This window comes from Sphingobium agri, assembly GCF_023051225.1.
In the GTDB taxonomy this organism is placed as follows: domain Bacteria; phylum Pseudomonadota; class Alphaproteobacteria; order Sphingomonadales; family Sphingomonadaceae; genus Sphingobium; species Sphingobium agri.
In genome coordinates this window covers 134,549-156,309 of record NZ_JALKHS010000004.1, presented here as the reverse complement: position 1 = coordinate 156,309, position 21,761 = coordinate 134,549, and the positions used below count along the sequence as shown (strand labels likewise).

The 21,761-nt window shown below is 63.7% G+C and carries 20 protein-coding genes and 1 pseudogene; 12 read left to right on the top strand and 9 right to left on the bottom strand.

Annotated elements, in window-relative coordinates:
* Positions 1-11 precede the first annotated feature (11 nt).
* The 5 genes from MU848_RS01965 to MU848_RS01945 form a co-directional block, all read right to left on the bottom strand.
* The gene (locus MU848_RS01965; RefSeq protein ID WP_247230092.1) at positions 12-1,871 is read right to left on the bottom strand and encodes an ABCB family ABC transporter ATP-binding protein/permease; all 1,860 of its coding nucleotides are present in this window, start codon (positions 1,869-1,871) and stop codon (positions 12-14) included.
* A gap of 141 nt (positions 1,872-2,012) precedes the next feature.
* Entirely contained in the window at positions 2,013-2,852 is an 840-nt protein-coding gene (dapD, locus tag MU848_RS01960) for a 2,3,4,5-tetrahydropyridine-2,6-dicarboxylate N-succinyltransferase (protein ID WP_247229875.1), read from the bottom strand.
* Positions 2,849-3,520 carry a pyrimidine 5'-nucleotidase gene (locus MU848_RS01955; RefSeq protein ID WP_247229873.1) on the bottom strand — a complete coding sequence of 224 codons (672 nt, stop codon included), beginning with the start codon at positions 3,518-3,520 and terminating at the stop codon, positions 2,849-2,851. The genes dapD and MU848_RS01955 overlap by 4 nt, the downstream gene beginning before the upstream one ends.
* Before the next feature lie 132 nt (positions 3,521-3,652).
* Complete coding sequence (locus MU848_RS01950; RefSeq protein WP_247229871.1) at positions 3,653-4,531, bottom strand: LOG family protein; 879 nt, start codon at positions 4,529-4,531, stop codon at positions 3,653-3,655.
* Positions 4,532-4,550: 19 nt separating this feature from the next.
* On the bottom strand, positions 4,551-5,258 hold the full coding sequence (locus MU848_RS01945) for an extensin family protein (RefSeq protein WP_247229868.1): 708 nt from the start codon (positions 5,256-5,258) through the stop codon (positions 4,551-4,553).
* 176 nt (positions 5,259-5,434) lie between these two features.
* Between MU848_RS01945 and MU848_RS01940 the strand changes: the two genes are divergently transcribed.
* The 7 genes and pseudogenes from MU848_RS01940 (at position 5,435) to MU848_RS01910 (ending at position 12,272) form a co-directional block, all read left to right on the top strand.
* On the top strand, positions 5,435-6,595 hold the full coding sequence (locus MU848_RS01940; protein ID WP_247229866.1) for a phosphoserine transaminase: 1,161 nt from the start codon (positions 5,435-5,437) through the stop codon (positions 6,593-6,595).
* A 120-nt stretch (positions 6,596-6,715) separates the two neighbouring features.
* Complete coding sequence (gene serA, locus MU848_RS01935; RefSeq protein WP_247229864.1) at positions 6,716-8,296, top strand: phosphoglycerate dehydrogenase; 1,581 nt, start codon at positions 6,716-6,718, stop codon at positions 8,294-8,296.
* A 52-nt stretch (positions 8,297-8,348) separates the two neighbouring features.
* Positions 8,349-8,732: pseudogene (locus tag MU848_RS01930) on the top strand (endonuclease domain-containing protein).
* On the top strand, positions 8,733-9,860 hold the full coding sequence (locus MU848_RS01925) for an ATP phosphoribosyltransferase regulatory subunit (protein ID WP_247229862.1): 1,128 nt from the start codon (positions 8,733-8,735) through the stop codon (positions 9,858-9,860).
* 131 nt (positions 9,861-9,991) lie between these two features.
* Complete coding sequence (locus MU848_RS01920) at positions 9,992-11,281, top strand: adenylosuccinate synthase (RefSeq protein WP_247229860.1); 1,290 nt, start codon at positions 9,992-9,994, stop codon at positions 11,279-11,281.
* A gap of 5 nt (positions 11,282-11,286) precedes the next feature.
* Positions 11,287-11,469 (top strand): hypothetical protein, encoded by a 183-nt coding sequence (locus tag MU848_RS01915; RefSeq protein WP_247229859.1) that lies wholly within the window; start codon positions 11,287-11,289, stop codon positions 11,467-11,469.
* A 233-nt stretch (positions 11,470-11,702) separates the two neighbouring features.
* A complete protein-coding gene (locus MU848_RS01910; protein WP_247229856.1) occupies positions 11,703-12,272 on the top strand; it encodes an NADPH-dependent FMN reductase in 570 nt (189 codons plus the stop codon).
* Here MU848_RS01910 and MU848_RS01905 read toward each other — a convergent pair.
* The 3 genes from MU848_RS01905 to pdxH form a co-directional block, all read right to left on the bottom strand.
* A complete protein-coding gene (locus tag MU848_RS01905) occupies positions 12,235-13,551 on the bottom strand; it encodes a dicarboxylate/amino acid:cation symporter (protein ID WP_247229854.1) in 1,317 nt (438 codons plus the stop codon). The genes MU848_RS01910 and MU848_RS01905 overlap by 38 nt on opposite strands.
* A gap of 166 nt (positions 13,552-13,717) precedes the next feature.
* Positions 13,718-15,049 (bottom strand): dicarboxylate/amino acid:cation symporter, encoded by a 1,332-nt coding sequence (locus tag MU848_RS01900; RefSeq protein WP_247229852.1) that lies wholly within the window; start codon positions 15,047-15,049, stop codon positions 13,718-13,720.
* A gap of 137 nt (positions 15,050-15,186) precedes the next feature.
* Complete coding sequence (gene pdxH / locus MU848_RS01895; RefSeq protein ID WP_247229849.1) at positions 15,187-15,762, bottom strand: pyridoxamine 5'-phosphate oxidase; 576 nt, start codon at positions 15,760-15,762, stop codon at positions 15,187-15,189.
* A gap of 118 nt (positions 15,763-15,880) precedes the next feature.
* Between pdxH and MU848_RS01890 the strand changes: the two genes are divergently transcribed.
* From MU848_RS01890 to MU848_RS01870, 5 genes are all read left to right on the top strand, one after another.
* On the top strand, positions 15,881-16,807 hold the full coding sequence (locus MU848_RS01890; RefSeq protein WP_247229847.1) for a DnaJ C-terminal domain-containing protein: 927 nt from the start codon (positions 15,881-15,883) through the stop codon (positions 16,805-16,807).
* A gap of 15 nt (positions 16,808-16,822) precedes the next feature.
* Entirely contained in the window at positions 16,823-17,794 is a 972-nt protein-coding gene (locus MU848_RS01885; RefSeq protein ID WP_097092483.1) for a YihY/virulence factor BrkB family protein, read from the top strand.
* The gene (gene fabI / locus MU848_RS01880) at positions 17,791-18,600 is read left to right on the top strand and encodes an enoyl-ACP reductase FabI (RefSeq protein WP_097092482.1); all 810 of its coding nucleotides are present in this window, start codon (positions 17,791-17,793) and stop codon (positions 18,598-18,600) included. The genes MU848_RS01885 and fabI overlap by 4 nt, the downstream gene beginning before the upstream one ends.
* Before the next feature lie 22 nt (positions 18,601-18,622).
* The gene (gene aroC / locus MU848_RS01875) at positions 18,623-19,696 is read left to right on the top strand and encodes a chorismate synthase (protein WP_247229845.1); all 1,074 of its coding nucleotides are present in this window, start codon (positions 18,623-18,625) and stop codon (positions 19,694-19,696) included.
* Positions 19,697-20,164: 468 nt separating this feature from the next.
* Positions 20,165-20,953 carry a PhzF family phenazine biosynthesis protein gene (locus tag MU848_RS01870; protein ID WP_247229843.1) on the top strand — a complete coding sequence of 263 codons (789 nt, stop codon included), beginning with the start codon at positions 20,165-20,167 and terminating at the stop codon, positions 20,951-20,953.
* Between the two features lie 12 nt (positions 20,954-20,965).
* Here MU848_RS01870 and MU848_RS01865 read toward each other — a convergent pair whose 3' ends face one another.
* Positions 20,966-21,697: a hypothetical protein gene (locus MU848_RS01865; RefSeq protein WP_141397854.1), complete on the bottom strand. Its 732-nt coding sequence runs from the start codon at positions 21,695-21,697 to the stop codon at positions 20,966-20,968.
* Positions 21,698-21,761: the final 64 nt, after the last annotated feature.

Below are 21,761 nucleotides of genomic sequence, written 5' to 3'. Positions count from 1 at the left end.
CCCCAAGCTCCTTACCGGACCGACAATGCAGGCTGCGACCCTGCAAAATCATCTTCGATCACAGGCTCGACGGGCATGTCCTCCCGCTCCGTCGCCTGCCGCGCCCACATGGTAGCATAGAGACCATTGGACCGCACGAGATCCGCATGGCGGCCGCGCTCCACGATCCTTCCCTGGTCCAGCACGATGATCTCGTCCGCGTCCACCACCGTCGAAAGCCGATGCGCGACCACCAGCGTGGTGCGCTTGCGCGAAATGCTGCGCAACACATCCTGGATTTCCGTTTCCGTCCTGCTGTCGAGCGCGCTCGTCGCTTCGTCCAGCACCAGCACCGGCGGGTCTTTCAACAAGGTGCGGGCGATCGCCACTCGCTGCTTCTCGCCACCGGACAGCTTGAGGCCTCGCTCGCCAACGCGCGTGTCATAGCCCTGCGGCATCCGCATGATGAAGTCATGTATCGACGCCGCCTTGGCCGCCGCCTCAATCTCCTGCTGGCTCGCGCCTGCCCGGCCATAGCCGATATTATAGCCGACCGTGTCGTTGAACAGCACCATGTCCTGCGGCACGATGCCGATCGCCGCGCGCAGCGACGATTGCGTCACCTCGGCAATATCCTGCCCGTCGATCAGGATGCGACCGCTTTGAATGTCATAGAAGCGGAACAGCGTCCGCGCGATCGTGGATTTGCCCGCGCCTGAAGGTCCCACGATCGCCAGCGTTTTGCCCGCCGGCACGGTGAAACTGACATCGTGCAGGATTTCGCGGTCTGGATCATAGCCGAAGCGGACATGGTCAAACCGCACTTCGCCAGCCTTTACCTTGAGGGCTGGAGCCCCCGGTGCATCGGCAATCTCCGCCTCCGTATCGATCAGCTTGTACATCGCCTCCATGTCGATCAGGCCCTGCCGGATCGTACGATAGACCATGCCGAGCAGATCCAGCGGCCTGAATAGTTGGCTAAGCAATGTATTGACGAGAACCACGTCGCCGGTGGTGAAGCTGCCCTTGCTCCACCCCCACACCGTGTAGCCCATCGCACCTGCCATCATCAGGTTGGTGATGAGCGACTGCCCGATGTTGAGCCAGGCGAGGCTGTTCTCGGACTTCACCGCCGCCTCGGCATAGCGGCGCATCGCCGTGCCGTAACGCGCAGCCTCACGCTCTTCGGCGCCAAAATATTTGACGGTCTCGAAATTGAGCAGGCTGTCGACGGCATGGGCGACAGCGTTGGTGTCCATGTCCACCATGTCGCGGCGAAGCTGGTTGCGCCACTCCGTGATCATGCGGGTGAACCAGATGTAGAGCCCGACCATCACCAATGTCGCGGCGACCAGCCCCGGCCCGAACTTCACGAAGAATATGACGCAGACCGCCGCCAGTTCCAGTACCGTCGGCGCGATGTTGAACAGGAGGAAATAGAGCATCGTGTCGATGCTCTTGGTGCCGCGCTCGACGATTTTGGTGACTGCGCCCGTGCGGCGATCAAGGTGAAAGCGCAGCGACAGGCGGTGCAGATGGACGAACACATCGTCGGACAGCCGCCGCCCGGCCTCCTGTCCCACCCGTTCGAACACCGCATTGCGCAAATTGTCGAACAACACGCTGCCAAACCGCGCGCCTGCATAAGCTACGACCAGCGCGATGGCGAGCGCCACGCCCGGCTCCAGCCCCGGCGCCATGCGATCGATCGCGGCCTTGTAGGCGAAGGGCATCACCAGGCTGATGACCTTGGCCAGCACCACCAGCAACATGGCAATGGCCACCCGCCGCCGCAGCGCAGGCGCATCAGCGGGCCAGAGATAAGGCAGAAACCGTCGCAGCGTCGCCCAGACAGGCGGAAGAGGCGTGTTGTCAGGTGTCGATGGCGGCATAGGCGCTATGTAGGCCATCCGGTCCTCCCCTGAAAGGGGAGGGGGGCGGCGGAGCGGTGGAGGGGTATTAGCGCAACTCTGGCGCCGCTACCCCTCCGTCAGCCCCATGGGCTGCCACCTCCCCTTCTAGGGGAGGATTTTTTAGTCCCGCAGCAACTCGTTGATCCCGGTCTTCGACCGCGTCTGCGCATCCACCCGCTTCACGATCACCGCGCAATAGAGGCTCGGCCCCGGCGTGCCGTCAGGCAGCGGCTTGCCCGGCAGCGATCCAGGCACGACCACCGAATAGGGCGGCACTTCGCCCATGAAGACTTCGCCCGTGGTGCGATCCACGATCTTGGTCGACTGGCCGATGAACACGCCCATCGACAGCACCGATCCCTTGCCGATGCGGACGCCTTCCACGACTTCCGACCGTGCGCCGATGAAGCAGTCATCCTCGATGATCACCGGATCGGCCTGCAACGGCTCCAACACGCCGCCGATGCCGACGCCGCCCGACAGGTGGACATTCTTGCCGATCTGCGCGCAGCTGCCTACCGTCACCCAGGTGTCGACCATCGTGCCTTCATCGACGAACGCGCCGATATTGACGAAGCTCGGCATCAGGATGACGTTCTTGGCGATGTGCGAACCCGCCCGCGCGAAGCTGCCCGGCACCGCGCGGAAACCGGCGGCGCGGAAAGCCGCCTCGTCCCAGCCTGCGAACTTGCTCGGCACCTTGTCCCACCAATGGCCAGCGCCCGGACCATTGTCGATCATGGCATTGTCGTTGAGGCGGAACGACAGCAACACCGCCTTCTTCGCCCACTGATTGACCTGCCAGCCATCCGCAGTGGGCTCAGCAACGCGCAACTCACCCTTGTCCAGCATCGCCAGCGCCTTGTCGACCGCCTGGCGGACCTCGCCCTGCGTCGTCAGGCTCACATTGGCCCGGTCTTCCCAAGCGGCGTCGATGGTGGCGATCAGGTCTTGGCTCATGGTCTTTCCCCAATGATGTCGGCCAGAAATGGCGTCAGATGGTCGGTCTCGAAATCGATAAAGTCGGGATGATGCTCGTGATTGCCCGCTTCAGAGCCATTGTTCACCCAGATGGTGCTCATGCCGATCGCCTTGGCGGGCTTCAAATTGCGGGCCATATCCTCGAAAAAGGCGGCGCGCGCCGGATCGACGCCATGCACCCGGCACAGTTCGGCATAGCCCGACGGATCGGGCTTCGGAATATATTGGCAGGCATGGATGTCGTGGATCAGCTCGAACGCGCCGGAAAGCCCCAGCTTTTCCAGCACCCGCCCGGCATAGGCCGCGTCGCCATTGGTGAAGATCAGCCGCCGCCCCGGCAGCGCGGCGATATGCGCGTTCAGCGCCTCATCCACTTCCAGCCGATCCATGGAAATGTCGTGCACATAGTCCAGAAATGCGCGCGGCTCGATGCCATGATGGTGCATCAGCCCCGACAACGTCGTGCCATGCTCCATGAAGTAGCGCTTCTGCGTCGCCTTCGCCACGTCGGCATCGCACCCCAGCAGCCCCTGGATGAACTCGCCCATCTTCACGTCGATCAGCGCGAACAGGTCCGCCTTCGCCGGGTACAGCGTATTGTCCAGATCGAAGATCCAGCAATCGACATGATCAAGCGCCGCAAGCATGGCCGCGCCCTAGTCTTCACAGCCCCACGAAGCAAGCGCCTAACCCTTCTCCCCTCGGGGGAGAAGGATACGCAGCCTTGGCCCAAATGGGCCTAGGCGAAGTTGGATGAGGGGTAGGGCAGCAGCGCGCCCTCACCCACAACCCGGCGCGTCACTATCCTGATAAAAAGTCTGCACGGCCTTCCAAGCATCCTCGGCCGTCTCGACCCAGGTCAGCAGGTTCAAGTCCGAAGGCGAAATTACGCCCTCATCGGCCAGCGCCTCGAAATCCACGACCCGCGTCCAGAACTCCTTCCCGAACAGCAGCACCGGAATGGGCTTCATCTTCCCCGTCTGGATCAGGGTCAGCAATTCGAACATCTCGTCGAACGTGCCGAATCCGCCCGGAAACACCGCCAACGCCCGCGCGCGTAGCAGGAAGTGCATCTTCCTCAGCGCGAAATAATGAAACTGGAAAGAAAGCTCCGGCGTCACGAACCGATTGGGCGCCTGCTCATGCGGCAGCACGATGTTCATGCCGATCGTCTGCGCGCCGACATCGTCCGCGCCGCGATTGGCTGCCTCCATGATCGAAGGGCCACCGCCCGAACAGACCACGAAATGGCGGCACCCCGCTTCGTTCACCGGATATTGCGCCGCGATCCGCGCCAGCTTGCGCGCTTCCTCATAATAGCGCGCCTTCTTCCCCAAATTCTCGGCGATCCGCCGCTGGTCCGGCGTCACGGCAGCGTCGATCCGCGCCTGCACTTGGCTTGGCTCCGGGATGCGCGCCGACCCGTAGAAGACGAACGTCGATTCGATCTTCGCCTCGTCCATCAACAATTGCGGCTTCAGCAGCTCCAGCTGGAACCGCACCGGCCGCAAATCCTCACGCAGCAGGAATTCGGTGTCCTGAAACGCCAGGCGATAGGCGGCGCTGCTGGTCTGGGGCGTGCCCACCGCCTTCTGGGCATCGACGGCTTCCTGACGGGCGGGGCGGAATTTACGTTCTTCGATTTCTTTTCTTGTCATTCAACCCAACTTAGGAAGGTCAGCGGCAAAAGCCACCCCGTCCCCCCATATCGAAATGAAAATGATCGCGATGGGCGACATTATAATCGGGGCTCAGCACCGTGCGAAACCGCTTGCAGGCGCTTGCCCGCACCACTTCCAGAAACTGCCGCGTCTGCCGGTCGCCATTCCAGCCCTGCTCGATGGTGATCCGCCGCCCGTCCGACAGGACAAAGGCCGACACATCGACCGCATTGCTGTGCGCATGTTCGGACAGTTTGCCGCTCCCCGCGATCGGGCGGCAGTTATAGGTGCCGAACGTCTCGATCTTCTCGATCTCCGCGCCCAGGATCAGCCGCGCGGCAGGCTGCACCCCATAGCGGGCCCAAGCCGCGAAATTGGCTGCCAGCCCACATGTCATCGCGCCTAGATTGGTGGCAGGCACGCCGATGTCGAGCAGTTTGACGCTACCCATCGCCGAACATCCGCCGCCAAAATTCTGGTCGGGCAGGGGGGTGAACAGCACGGATTGCGATTGCAGCTTCACCAGGCACTGGCGCAACTCCATCGGCGGCGGCGCGGCCGGACGGACGCTCTTCACTGGTTTGGACGGACGCTCCACCCGCCCGCGCGGCACGATGTCGCCGCCGCAGGATGCCAATGTCACGCAAAGCGTCAGCAAGGCCGCCTGACCCGCGCGACGCCTCACCGCTTCTCTGGCCGCTGTCCCCCAAACCCGCTCGTTCATGCCCATCCATTTACCACGATCTGCGGCTTTGTGGGTTAACGAGTGCATCGGTTCATCGCATCCAGCCCTTCGTTTGGACTCATTGGCCGCTTGACTCTTCGCCCGCGATCTTTAGGGCGGCCAGCGGGCCACGCGGTCCCAACGCCGCGCGTGCTCTCTGTAAGGAGACGCAGTACATGACTGATTTGAATGCCGCCGACGCCACCATTGCGCCCGCGGTCAAGCCTGCTACGAAGCCGGCTCGCCCCTATTTTTCTTCCGGTCCCTGCGCCAAGCCTCCGGGCTGGAGCGCCGAAAAGCTGAGCGCTGAATCCCTCGGCCGCTCGCACCGTGCCAAGATCGGCAAGGCCCGCCTTGCTTACTGCATCGACCTGATGCGCGAACTGCTGAACCTGCCCGACACCCACCGCATCGGTATCGTCCCCGGTTCCGACACCGGCGCGTTCGAAATGGCGATGTGGACGATGCTGGGCGCCCGTCCGGTGACGACGCTCGCCTGGGAAAGCTTCGGTGAGGGCTGGGTGACGGACGCCGCCAAGCAGCTGAAGCTCGACCCGACGGTTATCCGCGCCGACTATGGCCAGCTGCCCGACCTGAACACTGTGAACTTCGCCCATGACGTGCTGTTTACCTGGAACGGCACCACCTCGGGCGTGCGCGTGCCCAACGCCGACTGGATCCCCGCCGATCGCGAAGGCCTGACCTTCGCCGACGCCACCAGCGGCGTGTTCGCCTACGAGATCGACTGGAGCAAGATCGACGTCGCCACCTTCTCCTGGCAGAAGGTGCTGGGCAGTGAGGGCGGTCATGGCGTCCTCATCCTCGGCCCGCGCGCCGTTGAGCGCCTTGAAACCCACACCCCCGCATGGCCGCTGCCCAAGGTCTTTCGCCTGATGGCGAAGGGCAAGCTTGCCGAAGGCATCTTCAAGGGCGAGACGATCAACACCCCCTCCATGCTGGCGGTCGAAGACGCGATCTTCGCGCTTGAATGGGGCAAGTCGCTGGGCGGCCTTCAGGGCCTGATCGCGCGCAGCAACGCCAATGCCGCGGCGCTCAACAAGATCGTCGAGGAGCGCGATTGGCTTGGCCATCTCGCCGCCGATCCCGCCACCCGCTCGACCACCAGCGTCTGCCTGACGGTCGAGGGCGCGGACGAAGCCTTCATCAAGAGCATGGCTGGCCTGCTCGAAAAGGAAGGCGCCGCTTACGACGTCGCAGGTTATCGCGATGCTCCGGCGGGTCTGCGCATCTGGTGCGGCGCGACGGTCGAGACCGCCGATATCGAAGCGTTGGGTCCCTGGCTCGACTGGGCCTACGCAACGGCCACGGCTGGCTGAGTTAGCTTAACCGCGTCACCCCGGCCTTGAGCCGGGGTCCCGCTTCTTCTTCATGTCCGCCCGCAGATAAGCGGGACCCCGGATCAAGTCCGGGGTGACGAGGAAACATAGGAATTCTGCATGCCCAAGGTACTTATTTCCGACAAGATGGACCCCCGCGCCGCGGCGATCTTCCGCGAACGTGGCGTCGAGGTCGACGAAATCACCGGCAAGACACCCGACGAACTGAAGGCGATCATCGGCCAATATGACGGTCTCGCCATCCGCAGCTCGACCAAGGTCACCAAGGACATTCTCGACCACGCGACCAACCTCAAGGTGATCGGCCGCGCGGGCATCGGCGTCGACAATGTCGACATCCCGGCCGCGTCTGCCAAGGGCGTGATCGTCATGAACACGCCATTCGGCAACTCGATCACCACCGCCGAACATGCCATCGCGCTGATGTTCGCGCTCGCTCGCCAGCTGCCCGAAGCCAACGCCCAGACCCAGCAGGGCCTGTGGCCGAAAAATGGCTTCATGGGCGTCGAAGTCACCGGCAAGACGCTGGGCCTGATCGGCGCTGGCAATATCGGATCGATCGTCGCCAGCCGCGCGCTTGGCCTCAAGATGAAGGTCGTCGCCTTTGATCCCTTCCTCACCCCTGAACGCGCCGTCGAAATGGGCGTGGAAAAGGCCGATCTCGACACGCTGCTGGCGAAGGCGGACTTCATCACGCTGCACACGCCGCTGACCGATCAGACCCGCAACATCCTTAGCAAGGAAAACCTCGCCAAGACCAAGAAGGGCGTGCGCATCATCAACTGCGCCCGTGGCGGTCTGGTCGATGAGGCCGCACTCAAGGAAGCGATGGATTCGGGCCATGTCGCTGGCGCCGCGCTCGACGTGTTCGTGACCGAACCGGCCAAGGAATCGCCGCTGTTTGGTACGCCCAACTTCATCTGCACCCCGCACCTCGGCGCATCGACCGACGAAGCGCAGGTCAATGTCGCGCTTCAGGTCGCCGAACAGCTCAGCGACTATCTGCTCGACGGCGGCATCACCAACGCGCTGAACGTGCCCAGCCTGTCCGCTGAAGAAGCGCCCAAGCTCAAGCCCTATATGGCTCTGGCCGAAGAACTGGGCAGCCTCGTCGGCCAGCTGGAAGGCGATCGCATCCAGGGCGTTTCGGTCGAGGTCGAAGGTCATGCCGCCGAACTCAACCAGAAGCCGATCACGGCGGCGGTGCTCGCTGGCCTGATGCGCGTCTATTCGGACACGGTGAACATGGTCAACGCGCCCTTCCTCGCGAAGGAACGCGGCCTCGATGTCCGCGAAGTGCGTCATGACCGCGAGGGTGACTACCAGACCCTCGTCCGCGTCACGGTGAAGACCGAGGGCGGCGACAAGTCGGTCGCAGGCACCCTGTTCGGCCATGGCAGCCCGCGCCTTGTCGAGCTGTTCGGCATCAAGGTCGAAGCCGACCTCGAAGGCCATATGCTCTACATCGTCAACCAGGACGCGCCCGGCTTCATCGGCCGTCTCGGCTCGACGCTGGGCGAGGCAGGCGTCAACATCGGCACCTTCCACCTCGGCCGCCGCAGCCAGGGCGGCGAAGCCGTGCTGCTGCTGTCGGTCGACGGCGCGGTCAGCGAAGCAGTGCTGAACGACATCTGCAAGCTTGCAGGCGTCAAGACGGTGAAGCTGCTGCGCTTCGCGTGATGCTTAAAAGCCCTCCCCCCTCGGGGGGAGGGTTGGGAGAGGGGGAGGAGCGGTGCGTCTCGACCCAAAGCTCAAGGAACGCGCGAGACAAATGCGCGCTAATCCAACTCCCGCCGAACAGAGACTGTGGCTTGCCCTTCGCGCGAACTGCTTAGAAAATCAGCAATTCACCCGGCAAACGATCATCGCGCCCTACATTGTAGATTTTGCGTCCAAGGCGTCGAAACTCATCGTCGAGATCGACGGGGATACACATTCCGCCAAAGATCGCTATGACGCACGGTGAACGGAATTTCTGGAATCGCTAGGATATCACGTGCTTCGTTTTGGCAACCCGGATGTGATAGGGAATATTGAGGGCGTGCTTCGCGTGATCGCTCAAGCGTTGCGCGGATTCCCCTCTCCCAGACCCTCCCCCCAAGGGGGGAGGGCTTAAATGAGCATCCCTCCCGGCCTCCTCCCCGAAGGACTGTCCGACCGCCTGCCGCCGCAGGCCGAAGCCTCCGCGCGCCTCGCGCGCCGCGTGCTCGATACGGTCGCATCGCACGGCTATGAGCGCGTCATGCCTCCTCTCGCCGAATTTGAAGAAACGCTGGTCAGCCGCTTGAAATCCATGCGCGCGCAGGACCTCGTCCGTGCGATCGATCCGGTATCGCAGCGCAGCCTGGCGCTTCGCCCCGACATGACCGCACAGGTCGGCCGCATCGCCGCCACTCGCCTCGCCAGCGCGCCGCGCCCACTCCGCCTTTCCTATGGCGGTCCCGTGATCCGCCTCAAGGCGAACCAGCTCCGCCCGGAACGCGAAAGGCTGCAAGTCGGCGCCGAACTCATCGGCAGCGACAGCGTCGCAGCAGCGGTCGAGATCGTGAACGTCGCGATCGAAGCACTCCAGGCGGCAGGCGTGACGGGTATCACGATTGACTTCACCCTGCCGGACCTGATCGATAGCCTTGCCGCCGGGCCGCTCCCGCTCGCGCGCGACGAGATAGAAGCGGTCCGCGCGGAACTCGATGCCAAGGATGCTGGCGCGCTTGCCGCGATCAGCCCTGCCGCTGCTGCTTATCTCCCGCTGATGGAAGCGACAGGGCCCTTCCACCCCGCCATGGAAAAGCTCGAAGCGCTGAGTGCGAAGCTAAGCGGCGCGATTGACAGCCGCATTGCGGGGCTGCGCGCCATCGCCAAGCCGATCGGCTGGGACATCACGCTGACGCTTGACCCAACCGAGCGCCACGGTTTCGAATATCAGAACTGGTTCGGCTTCTCCATTTTCGCGGAAGGGTTCATTGGGGAGATCGGCCGGGGCGGAAGCTACGCCATCACCCGCGCCGACGGATCGGAAGAACCGGCCATGGGCTTCTCGCTCTACCCCGATCCCCTGATCGATGCCGGTTTCGGCGCGGGTAGTCCGAATCGCCTGTTTCTTCCCCTCCACCACGACCAAAGTCGCGCCGCGCAACTTCGTGCAGATGGCTGGCAGACCGTTGCCGCCCTCACGGCGCAAGAAAATGGCGAAGCGCTGCGCTGCACTCACTGGCTGAATGGCGACGAACCGCACGCCTACTGACTTGACCCCGGGGTGGCGCGGGGCTAACGCGCGCCCCGCATAGGGCGTGAAGCGCCCATCCTATCCCACCGGCATGCCGAGTCCCGTCGAAGGGCATGGCCGGTCCGCGCGGCGGGCGGAGGACTGTATCTGTGGCAAATGTGACCGTGATCGGCGCTCAATGGGGCGACGAAGGCAAGGGCAAGATCGTCGACTGGCTGTCGGAGCGCGCCGACGTGGTCGCCCGCTTCCAGGGCGGCCATAATGCCGGCCACACGCTCGTCGTGGGCGAGAAGGTCTATAAGCTCTCGCTGCTCCCCTCGGGCATCGTGCGCGGCACGCTGTCGGTCATCGGCAATGGCGTAGTCCTCGATCCCTGGCACTTCCGCGATGAAGTCGCGAAGCTGAAGGGGCAGGGCGTCGAGATCACCCCCGAAAACCTGCAGATCGCCGAAACCTGCCCGTTGATCCTCCCCTTCCACCGCGATCTCGACGGCCTGCGCGAGGACGCTTCGGGCGCGGGCAAGATCGGCACCACCCGCCGCGGCATCGGCCCCGCTTATGAGGACAAGGTCGGCCGCCGCGCCATCCGCGTCTGCGACCTTGCTCATCTCGACGACCTTGGTCCTCAGCTTGACCGCCTGACCGCCCACCATGACGCCCTGCGTGCCGGTTTCAACGAAGCCCCGATCGACCGCGACGCGCTGATGGCGGACCTCCGCGACATCGCCCAGTTCATCCTGCCCTTCGTCAAGCCTGTCTGGCTGGCGCTCAACAAGGCAAAGGCAGCGGGCCAGCGCATCCTGTTCGAAGGCGCGCAGGGCACCTTGCTCGACATCGACCACGGCACCTATCCCTTCGTCACCTCGTCCAACACGGTCGCGGGCACGGCGGCGAGCGGCACGGGCCTTGGCCCGAACGGCGCGGGCTTCGTGCTCGGAATCGTCAAGGCCTACACCACCCGCGTCGGCTCCGGTCCCTTCCCGACCGAGCAGGAAAATGACGTCGGCCAGCGCCTTGGCGAACGCGGCCATGAATTCGGCACCGTGACGGGGCGCAAGCGCCGCTGCGGCTGGTTCGACGCCGTGCTGGTGCGCCAGTCGGTCGCCGTCTCGGGCGTCACCGGCATCGCGCTCACCAAGCTCGACGTCCTCGACGGCTTCGACACGCTCAAGATCTGCGTCGGCTATAAGATCGGCGACCAGACCTTCGACTATCTCCCCGCCCATGCGCAGGACCAGGCGAAGGCGGAGCCGATCTACGAGGATATCGAAGGTTGGCAGGACACAACGGCGGGCGCGCGCAGCTGGGCTGACCTCCCGGCCCAGGCGATCAAATATATCCGCCGGATCGAGGAACTGATCGGCTGCCCGGTCACGCTCGTCTCCACCAGTCCCGAGCGTGAGGACACCATCCTCGTGCGTGATCCTTTCGCGGACTAAGTAGCATGGCAGGCGATCGCTTCGAACGGCACAAGCAGCCCTGGACGGCCGACGAGCTGCAAAAGCTCCATACGCTGGCGAAGAAGGGCATGGCGCTGAAGGCGATCGCCAAGGCCCTGACGCGCAGCGAGGAGTCGGTAAAGGCTCGCGCCAAGCAGGACGGCCTCGCCATCGCCAAGCTGCGCTAGGGTCGCCAACGGAACAAGACGCGCCTGCTCCTTCTCCCGCTGGTGGGAAAAGGATACGCAGCCTTGCCAGCGTGCTGGCTAGGCGAAGTTGGATGAGGGTGGCCCGCTAGCCCTCACCCTCCCACCGCTTTGCGGCGGGCCCCTCCCTCTCCCGTAAACGGGAGAGGGAGGCCGCTGGCGAAGGCCATCTGCAAACCCTGGACGCAGCCTCCACCGTCTGCGACAATGGCCGCATGTCCCTCAACATCCTCGTCCTCTACGGCTCCTACCGCCGTGGCCGCATGGGCATCCGCCTTGCCGACTATCTCATCAACGGCTTCCAGCAACTCGGCCACAAAGCGGAACTGATCGACGCCATGCAGGTGGGTCTCCCCATGCTCGACCAGCGCTACAGCGACTATCCGCCCGGCGAAGCGCCCGCTGCCATGGCGGCGCTCGCCGACCGCCTCACTGCCGCCGACGCGTTCGTCTTCGTCGCGGGCGAATATAATCGCGGCGTCCAACCCGGCCTCAAGAACCTCGTCGATCATTATCTCAAGGAGTTCGACAAGCGCCCGGCAGGCATCGCCAGCTATTCGGCTGGCCGCTATGCCGGGGTGAACAGCCACGCTGCATGGACGGTGACGCTCTCCGCCATGGGCATGGCGGTCATTCCCGAACGCCTGAGCGTCGGCCAGATCGGCCAAACGCTTGACGAGCAGGGCCAGCCGCAAGGTGACGGCGGCGCGGCGCTCGCGCGCGGATTCAACGGCTTTGCCGACAGTCTCATTTGGTGGGCAGAGGCGGCGAAGGCGGCTCGCTGACCGCTTCTGCCGGTTCGCCTGCCGAGATGACGGCTGCGGCGACCAGATCGCCGGTGACGTTCAGCGTGGTGCGGCACATATCGAGCAAGCGATCGACGCCCAACACCAATGCGATCCCCTCTGGCGGCACGCCCACCATGCCCAGGATCAACGCGATCACGGGCAGTGATCCGGCTGGCACACCCGCCGTTCCTACCCCGCCCAATATGCACACCAGCATGACCATCAACTGCTGGGCCAAATCCAGTTCGATGCCGAAGAACTGGGCGAGGAACAAGACGGTGATCCCCTCGAACATGGCCGTGCCGTTCTGGTTCGCCGTCGCACCGATCGTCAGAACGAACCGCGCGATCCGGCGGGGCAGGCCCAGTTGTTCCTCGGCCACGCGAATCGCGGTGGGCAGCGTCGCGTTGGACGATGCTGTGGCGAAGGCCATCACGATCGCCTCCTGCGCCCCTGCGAAAAAGGCGATCGGCGATCGTCGTGCGAAAATCGCGAGCAGCAGCGAATAGACGACCACCATTTGAAACAGCAGTGCCAGAACGACAACACCGACATAGGCGGACAGCCGCTCCAGCAATTCCCATCCGAACTGCGCCGCCAGGTTGAACATGAAGCATGTGATTGCGACGGGCGCCAGCCGAATGACCAATCCCATCAGCCGCATGGTGACTTCGAACAACCCTTCCATCGCCGATAGCAGCAAGCGGCTCTGTTCGGTTCGAACCAGCACCAGGCCGATGCCGAAGAAGAGAGCAAAGACCATCACCGCCAATATGTCGTTGTTCGCCATCGCTTTGACGATGTTGTCCGGCACCATCGCGATCAGGGCGTCCATCCCGTGAGGTGCTTCGCCGCCCCGGGCCAGGATGGCGCGGGCGCCCGCGCCGGCATCGTCCAGCATCGCTCGCGCCTGAACAGGATCGACCCCGTCGCCGGGGCGCAGGATGTTGACGGCGGCCAGGCTGATGACGACGGCGATGCTCGATACCAGCAGCGTGTAGAGCAGGGTCTTGATCCCCACCCGGCGCAGCGTGCGCATCTCGCCCATCTCGGCGATGCCTACGATCAGAGCGGACACCAGCAGCGGGATCACCAGCATGAACAGCAGTCGCAGGAACAGTTGGCCAATGGGCCCGGTGACATAGGTGGTGACCTGATCGACCCAGGCCGCTTCAGGCGCGCTGGCATGGACGATCAGCCCCAGGATCAGTCCGATCAGGAATCCGGCCAGCATCTGCCACTGAAGTGACAGGGCTCGTCTGCCCGCTATCGTCATCTCATGCTTGCCAGGACGCGCATGCACTAAGAACCGTTGACGCAGCGTAATGTTGCAGGCTGCGCAGCCCTGCGGCAATGTGCCGCGCGATAAGTCTTCCTGTTGCCATAGGTCGGGGATGAGGCTCCCCGTGGTTCAATCCGTCAGTTGCGCGGCCTTCCAAGGCTCATCGCCGATGGTCCTCTTCTACCATGTCCGGCGCCAGCTCCAGCCCGGCACGACCGTGCGCCGGTGTATGGGCTGGCGCCTTGGGATGCGGAACATAGTCTGGCTCCTCGACTTCCAGCATGCCTTCCCATTTGGTGATGACCGACGTTGCGATGGCGTTGCCCAGCACGTTGGTCGCGGTGCGGCCCATGTCCATGAAGTGGTCGACCGCCAGGATGAACGCGATTCCCTCGACCGGAAGGTCGAACTGCCCCAGCGTTGCCGCGACCACGACAAGGGAGGCGCGCGGTACGGCGGCGATGCCCTTGCTCGTCACCATCAGCACCAGCAGGATGGTGATCTGCGTCGCGATCGGCAGATCGATGCCATAGGCCTGTGCTATGAAGATCGTCGCGAAGGTCGAATACATCATCGACCCGTCCAGGTTGAACGAATAGCCGAGCGGCAGGACGAAGCTGTAGATCCGACGCGGAACCCCGAAGCGGTCCAACTGCTCCAGCATCTTGGGATAGGCTGCTTCGGACGATGCGGTCGAGAAGGCGAGGAGCAGTGGCTCGCGCACATATTTGAGCAGCTTGATCATCCGCCGCCCGAGGAAGATCGCGCCCGCGCAGCACAGCAGCACCCATAGCGCCAGCAACGACAAATAGAATTCGCCGACCAGTTCGCCGAAGGTCTTGAGAACGCCCAGCCCCTCGGTCGTGATCGCGGAAGCCAGCGCGCCGAACACGGCGAGGGGCGCCACCCGCATCACATAGCTGGTCACCTGCAGCATCAATTCGACCATCGCCTCGATGACGGTGATGATCGGCTTGCCCTTCTCTCCGATCGCCGTCAGCGCGACACCGATGAACAGGGAAAAGACGACGATCTGCAGGATCGAATTTTCCGCCATCGCCCCCACCATGGAGGTGGGGAACACGTGCAGCACGAAATCCCTGAAATTGAGCGCTTCGGTGTTGACGCCGGACTCGGCGCCGGATCGAACCAGGTTCAACCCTTCGCCCGGCGCAAAGAAATTGACGAAGATAAGGCCGAGCGTCAGCGAGATCAGGCTAGCGATGATGAACCAGGCAAGAGCACGCCCGCCGATCCGCCCCAGCGCCGCGCTGTCCCCCATATGGGCGATGCCCGCGACCAGCGTGGAAAACACCAGCGGCGCGATAATCATCTTGATCAGGTGCAGGAATATGTCGGCCAGCAGGTGGAAATAGCCCGCGACGTCCTTCGCCAATGCCTTGTCGCCGCCGACCCACAGATTGGCGGCGAAGCCGGTCACCACGCCCAGGATCATGCCGGCGAGGATGAAGGCCGTCAGTCGATTCCGCATGCATGTCCTCTTCGCCGTGCTGGCCGCACATCTAGCAAGCGCCCGCCCGGACGCCTAACCTTTTGAACGAACGGAGCCCCGCTTTCCTCGCCCAAGGCAAGGCCCTGATCTTCTCGGGGAGGGGGGGGATGTTCGTTTCAAGGATATAGCAGCCCCTCGCTCCATCCCTCTCCATCGCGGACGAACAAACGCCGCTCATGCAGACGATGTTCGCGGTCTTGCCAGAACTCGATGCGCTGCGGCACGACGCGAAATCCCGACCAGTGTGGCGGGCGAGGGACCGGCCCGCCCTCGAACCGGGCGACGGCATCGGCATAGCGGCTCATGAAGACATGGCGAGAAGGCAGCGGACGTGACTGGTCCGAAGCCCACGCGCCCAGCTGGCTGTCGCGGCTGCGCGTCGCGAAATAGGCGTCGGCGGCGGCTTCTTCCACCGTTTCCACCGGCCCCTCGATCCGGATCTGCCGCCGCAGGCTTTTCCAATGGAACAGCAGGGCCGCGTGCGGATTGGCAAGCAACTCCTCCGCCTTGCGTCCTTCGAAATTGGTGTAGAAGACAAATCCGTCCGGCCCGTGCCCTTTCAGCAGCACCATCCGCACCGAAGGACGCCCGCGCGCGTCGGCGGTCGCCACCGCCATCGCGTTGCTGTCGTTGATCTCGGCCTCGCGGGCCTCGCCATACCATTGGTCGAACAGGGTGAAGGGATCGGTCATGCCGCTGGTCTAGGGCTCGATTTGGCCGATGTCGATGGTCGCGCCGCTTGAACGATCGTGACAGTTTCGCCACATATGCTGCAAATCAGCTTTCACGAACAAGGATAGACAATCGGCAATGGCGGATCCCTACTCCACACTTGGCGTCGCGCGCGGCGCGAGCGAGGCAGAGATCAAGTCGGCCTACCGCAAGCTCGCCAAGGAGCTTCACCCCGACCGGAACCAGGATAACCCACAAGCGGCGGAGAAATTCTCGGCCGTCACCAGCGCCTACGATCTTCTGTCGGACAAGGATAAGCGCGCCCGCTTTGACCGGGGCGAAATAGACGGCGACGGCAATCCGACCGCGCCGTTCGGCTTTGGCGGCAATGGTGGCGGCTTTCGTGGCCGCCCCGGCGCGGGCGGCGGCTTCGAGTTCAGCGAGGGCGGGGACTTCGGCGATATCTTCGAAGGACTGTTCGGTGGTGGCGGCGCGCGCCAGCGCGGCGGCGGCTTTGGCGGTTTCGGCCGGGGCGCGCCGCCGCAGAAGGGCGCGAACGTCTCTTACCGGCTCGCCGTCGCCTTCGTCGACGCCGCCACGCTCGCCCCGCAGCGCATCACGCTTCAGGACGGAAAGACCATCGACCTGAAGCTTCCCGCTGGCGTCGAAAGCGGCACGCAGATGCGCCTGTCGGGCAAGGGCCAGGCAGGCCCGGCTGGGGCGGGGGACGCGATCGTCACGATCGAAATAAAACCGCATCCCTTCTTCACCCGCGATGGCGACAATGTCATTCTCGATCTTCCCATCTCGCTCGACGAGGCGGTGAAGGGCGGCAAGGTGAAGGTGCCGACCGTCGACGGCCCCGTGATGCTTGGCATCCCGGCTGGTACGACCTCGGGCAAGACACTGCGTCTGCGCGGCAAGGGCTTCACGCACAAGGGCGGCGAGCGGGGTGATCAGCTCGTCCGTCTGCTCATCGACTTGCCCGGCGACGATGCGGCGCTCAAGTCCTTCGTCGAAGGCTGGCAGGACAGCCGGGCCGTTCGCGCCCATCTCGGCGTCTAGGGCGTTAGGGGAGGGATGCCGCAGCCTTCACCCTATTCGCCTGAATCGCGTCGTAAAAAGCTTGCCCATGACGCCCGTGCCCGCTTCGACCGGGGCATGGCCAAGGTTCGTCCCGGCAGCCATGCCTTCGAAATCATGAAGCGCGTGGCCGTCGGCACCTACAGCGACGGCTTCATCCATGCGGGCAACCTTGCCTATCTCTCGCTGATGACGCTGTTCCCCTTCTTCATCGTGGCGGCGGCGGTGGCCAGCATCTTCGGCCGGTCGCAGGACGGTCTCGCGGCAGTGGGCGCATTTCTCGAAACAGTGCCGCCTGGCGTCGCGAGCGTCGTCAAGCAACCGATCATCGACGTTCTCAACGCCCGCACCGGACCGCTGCTCTGGCTCGGCGGCCTCGTGGGCCTCTGGACGGTGGGCAGCCTCATCGAAACGATCCGCGACATCCTCCGCCGCGCCTATGGCACGAAAAGCACGCGCCCCTTCTGGCATTACCGCCTGACCGCCATCGGCATCACCCTGGTCAGCGTGTTTGCCGTGATGTTCGCCTTCTCGCTTCAGATCATCATCACCGGCATAGACCAGTTCCTGCACCAGATCCTGCCCTTTGCCGACCAGGCGATCCAGATCGTCAGCCTCACCCGCGTGCTGCCGATGCTGATCCTCTGCTTTGCCCTCTACTATCTCTATTTTTCCCTGACGCCGAGCGCTTACAAGGACAAACGCTTCCCCAAATGGCCCGGCGCGGTTGCCACGGCATTATGGTGGTATGGCGTCACCATGCTGCTGCCGCCCACGCTTTCGCTGCTTGGCGGCTATGATCGCACCTACGGCAGCCTGGCCGGTGTGATGATCACGCTGATTTTTTTCTTCCTCGTCGGCCTTGGCGTGGTAATTGGCGCGGAACTCAATGCGGCGCTTGCTGAATTTCCCGAAGAGGAACTGGAGCAGGCCGCCGCAGACAGCAAAGGGAACGGGACATCAGAATGACGGGCTTGATGGCGGGGAAGCGGGGTCTCATCATGGGCCTCGCCAATGACAAGTCGCTTGCATGGGGCATTTCGAAGGCACTGCGCGCACAGGGGGCGGAGCTTGCCTTTTCCTATCAGGGCGAAGCGCTGGCAAAGCGCGTGCGGCCGCTTGCGCAGGAACTGGGATCGGACTTCCTGCTCGATTGCGACGTGTCGGACATGGCAAAGCTCGACACGGCTTTCGACGAGGTGAAGGCGCGCTGGGGCAAGCTCGACTTCGTCGTGCACGCGATCGGCTTTTCCGACAAGAATGAGCTGCGCGGCAAATATGTCGACACCAGCCTCGAAAACTTCCTGATGACGATGAACATCTCGGCTTACAGCTTCGTCGCCGTCGCGAAACGCGCGCGCGAATTGATGGCGGAGGGCGGCAGCCTGCTCACCCTTTCCTATTATGGCGCGGAAAAGGTCATCCCTCACTATAACGTCATGGGCGTCGCCAAGGCTGCGCTGGAAACCAGCGTCAAATATCTGGCGATGGATTTGGGCCCCGAAAATATCCGCGTCAACGCGATCTCGGCAGGGCCCATCAAGACATTGGCCGCCAGCGGCATCGGCGACTTCCGCTACATCATGAAGTGGAACGAGCTGAACAGCCCGCTCCGCCGCAACGTGACGATTGAAGATGTCGGCGGCGCTGCGCTTTATCTGCTGTCCGACCTCGCGTCGGGCGTGACGGGCGAAGTTCACCATGTCGACGCGGGCTACAACGTCATTGGCATGAAGGCCGAAGACGCCCCCGACATCGCACTCGACAAGGGCTGATCCGCGGACCAAAAGGCAGGGCATGAGCTTCAACACATTCGGCCGCGTCTTCCGCTTTTCCACCTGGGGTGAAAGCCACGGCCCAGCCATCGGCGCGGTCGTGGACGGCTGTCCTCCCGGCCTGCCATTGAGCGAAGCCGACATCCAGCCCTTCCTCGACAAGCGCAAGCCCGGCACTTCCAAATTCACGACCCAGCGCCGTGAGCCTGACGAAGTGCGCATCCTGTCAGGCGTGTTCGAAGGTCGCACCACGGGCACGCCGATCAGCCTGATGATCGAAAATACCGACCAGCGGTCAAAGGATTATTCGGATGTCGCCAAGGCGTATCGCCCCGGCCATGCCGACTATGCCTATGACGCCAAATATGGATTTCGCGACTATCGCGGCGGCGGCCGTTCGTCGGCGCGTGAGACCGCGTCCCGCGTCGCGGCTGGCGCTGTCGCCCGCTTGGTGCTGCCCGACGTCGACATCTTCGCCTATGTCAGCGAAATCGGCGACGACGCGATCGACTACGCCCGGTTCGACGCTGCGGAGATCGGCAACAATCCCTTCTTCTGCCCTGACCGGGAAGCTGCACAGCGATGGGAGCAGCTGGTGGATGACGCGCGCAAGGACGGCTCATCCTTGGGGGCCGTGGTGGAATGCGTGGCTTCCGGCGTACCTGCGGGCTGGGGCGCGCCGCTTTATGCCAAGCTTGATAGCGAACTGGCCGCCGCCATGATGAGCATCAACGCGGTCAAAGGCGTCGAAATCGGCGATGGCTTCGCGGCAGCCCGGCTGCGGGGTGAGGAAAATGCCGATCCCATGCGGCCCGGCGAAGATGGTCCTGCCTTCCTCGCCAATCACGCGGGCGGGATCGCGGGAGGCATCTCGACCGGCCAGCCCGTCAAGCTGCGCGTCGCCTTCAAGCCGACCAGTTCGATCCTCATCCCAGTGGAAACCGTCACTCGGGAGGGTGAGGCATCGGACATCATCACCAAGGGTCGTCACGATCCCTGCGTCGGCATTCGCGGCGTGCCGGTAGTGGAAGCCATGATGGCGCTGGTGCTGGCCGACCAGAAACTGCTCCACCGCGCGCAATGTGGCAGCGTCTAACCGGCTGAACCGAGCGCATTTCCCGTTGAAAGCCATCTAAAGGCGAGACGACTCAGTAAATCTGCGTTAACATTGCACCATCGATCGCCCGCGGGAGGGCGAGCGGCAGTGCGTAAGCCTGGGGAGCGTCACCATGCAGAGCATGGCCTGACGGTCAAAACGTCCCCTCAAGCCGCGAACACGGGCCAGCCATGCATGTGGCTGGCCCATTTCGTTTGTACCTCAAGTCAGTAAAGCTGGCTCCATCGCCGAATGCGGCGGCCACGCCAGCGATTTGACATGCCTGACGGGCAATCGTCTCCACCCCTGCTCATCGTCATGCCAGCGAAGGCTGGCATCTCGGGCCTCTACACCGAACGCCACGTCGCTCCCCACCCAATATTCGAACCCAGACCAATATGTCTCCGCTGGCCCTGTCTTCCCGCCCCGCATCCCGCCATCATGGCGTCACCAGCCAGGACAATCTCCATGACCAGCCTTCCTTTCACCCAGGTCGACGCCTTCGCCGACGCGCCTTTCACTGGCAATCCGGCCGCTGTGATGCCGCTCGGCCGCTGGCTCGACGATGCCGCGCTTCAGGCGATCGCGGCGGAAAACAACCTGTCGGAAACCGCCTTCACCGTTCCCTTGCCTGATGATCCGGACGCCGATTATGCGCTGCGCTGGTTCACGCCCGCGGTCGAGGTAAAGCTGTGTGGCCACGCTACCCTCGCGAGCGGCCATGTGCTCATGGGCGGCCGCACCGCGCTTCGCTTCCGCACCCGGCATGCAGGCGTCCTCACGGTGGCAAGGGATCGCGACGGCTATGCCCTCTCGCTGCCCGCCTGGCACATGGAGCCCCGAGCGCTGCCTGACCTTGCCGCCGGGCTAGGCGGCGCCCCCATCGAGTCCCACTGGCGCGACGGCGGCTATAGCCTCTTCCTTTTCCCCGATGCTGCCGCCATCCGCGCGCTCCAGCCCAACTATGCGGCCCTGAAAGCGCTGGGCGACATCATGCTCATCGCGACGGCTCCAGGCGAAGACAGCGACATCATCAGCCGCGTCTTCGTGCCCGGCGGCGGCGTGGACGAGGACCCCGTGACCGGTTCAGCGCACTGCCTGCTCACTCCCTTCTGGGCAGCCCGGCTCGGGAAGACGAAGCTCAGCGCCGTTCAAGCCTCACTACGCGGCGGCAGTATGAGTTGCCAACTGAAAGACGACCGCGTCACCCTGACCGGAGCCTGCCGCACGGTAATAGAGGGGCAATTCTTGCTGTAGAGCCGCGCTGCCTCAGGCTTCGTCGTCGAGCATCGCTATGATGGGAAAGATATGCCGCACCTTGCTGCGGTGAATGGAGGCGGTCACCCGATCCTTATATTGCGTCAGGCCGATCAGGTTGCGATCCCGGGCGCTCAGCTTGCCGATCGTCCATAAGGACCGCTCGTCGTCGTCGCGCAGCTGCACGATCACATCTGTGTCGATGGACGCAGGCTTGATCCTGTCCAATATGACGCGCTCACCAGCCCGGAAGCGTGGCTCCATGGCCTCGCTGGGGATGTAGATGGCGAAATAGCGGTTGGCGTCGCCACGGCCGAACGGAGCAGGCATGTAGGCAGCCGGTTGCGTAAAGTCGCCTTCCCAGATTTCCAGATCATTTGCGACCGATATGCTGTCGTCGTCGGGGAACAGGAGCGAAGCGGCGTAGACGGGTATCGACCGATCACCAGGCATCGCAAAGGGCAGCGGCCGTTCCTTCACCATATGGCTGTGGCTCGGGATCGAAGCCACGCTGCCCCGCGCCTCGCACATGGCGAACGGCTCGGGAAAGGCTTCCCTGAGTTTGGCGATGCTGCGGGCGGAGAGGGAATAGCCGACCGATGGCGTGGGGTAGATCCGAGTGAGCGTCGATGGTGACAAGCCTGATCGCCGCGCGACTTCGGTCGCGGAAAGGCCGGTTTCCTCGATCAGGCAACTGATCAGCCCGCGCGCTTTCTGCTGATCCCATTCATAGTCAAAAGGCATGTTGTTCCGCGCCTGCTCTGGGCACACCGGTGTGACCACTTCGATAGAAACGGCAGCCGCGCAA

Coding starts and splice junctions, on each gene's coding strand:
- MU848_RS01965 (WP_247230092.1), bottom strand. CDS start 1,871: ATGCCGCCATCGACACCTGACAACACGCCTCTTCCGCCTGTCTGGGCG.
- dapD (WP_247229875.1), bottom strand. CDS start 2,852: ATGAGCCAAGACCTGATCGCCACCATCGACGCCGCTTGGGAAGACCGG.
- MU848_RS01955 (WP_247229873.1), bottom strand. CDS start 3,520: ATGCTTGCGGCGCTTGATCATGTCGATTGCTGGATCTTCGATCTGGAC.
- MU848_RS01950 (WP_247229871.1), bottom strand. CDS start 4,531: ATGACAAGAAAAGAAATCGAAGAACGTAAATTCCGCCCCGCCCGTCAG.
- MU848_RS01945 (WP_247229868.1), bottom strand. CDS start 5,258: ATGAACGAGCGGGTTTGGGGGACAGCGGCCAGAGAAGCGGTGAGGCGT.
- MU848_RS01940 (WP_247229866.1), top strand. CDS start 5,435: ATGACTGATTTGAATGCCGCCGACGCCACCATTGCGCCCGCGGTCAAG.
- serA (WP_247229864.1), top strand. CDS start 6,716: ATGCCCAAGGTACTTATTTCCGACAAGATGGACCCCCGCGCCGCGGCG.
- MU848_RS01925 (WP_247229862.1), top strand. CDS start 8,733: ATGAGCATCCCTCCCGGCCTCCTCCCCGAAGGACTGTCCGACCGCCTG.
- MU848_RS01915 (WP_247229859.1), top strand. CDS start 11,287: ATGGCAGGCGATCGCTTCGAACGGCACAAGCAGCCCTGGACGGCCGAC.
- MU848_RS01910 (WP_247229856.1), top strand. CDS start 11,703: ATGTCCCTCAACATCCTCGTCCTCTACGGCTCCTACCGCCGTGGCCGC.
- MU848_RS01905 (WP_247229854.1), bottom strand. CDS start 13,551: ATGACGATAGCGGGCAGACGAGCCCTGTCACTTCAGTGGCAGATGCTG.
- MU848_RS01900 (WP_247229852.1), bottom strand. CDS start 15,049: ATGCGGAATCGACTGACGGCCTTCATCCTCGCCGGCATGATCCTGGGC.
- pdxH (WP_247229849.1), bottom strand. CDS start 15,762: ATGACCGATCCCTTCACCCTGTTCGACCAATGGTATGGCGAGGCCCGC.
- MU848_RS01890 (WP_247229847.1), top strand. CDS start 15,881: ATGGCGGATCCCTACTCCACACTTGGCGTCGCGCGCGGCGCGAGCGAG.
- MU848_RS01885 (WP_097092483.1), top strand. CDS start 16,823: ATGCCGCAGCCTTCACCCTATTCGCCTGAATCGCGTCGTAAAAAGCTT.
- fabI (WP_097092482.1), top strand. CDS start 17,791: ATGACGGGCTTGATGGCGGGGAAGCGGGGTCTCATCATGGGCCTCGCC.
- aroC (WP_247229845.1), top strand. CDS start 18,623: ATGAGCTTCAACACATTCGGCCGCGTCTTCCGCTTTTCCACCTGGGGT.
- MU848_RS01870 (WP_247229843.1), top strand. CDS start 20,165: ATGACCAGCCTTCCTTTCACCCAGGTCGACGCCTTCGCCGACGCGCCT.
- MU848_RS01865 (WP_141397854.1), bottom strand. CDS start 21,697: ATGCCTTTTGACTATGAATGGGATCAGCAGAAAGCGCGCGGGCTGATC.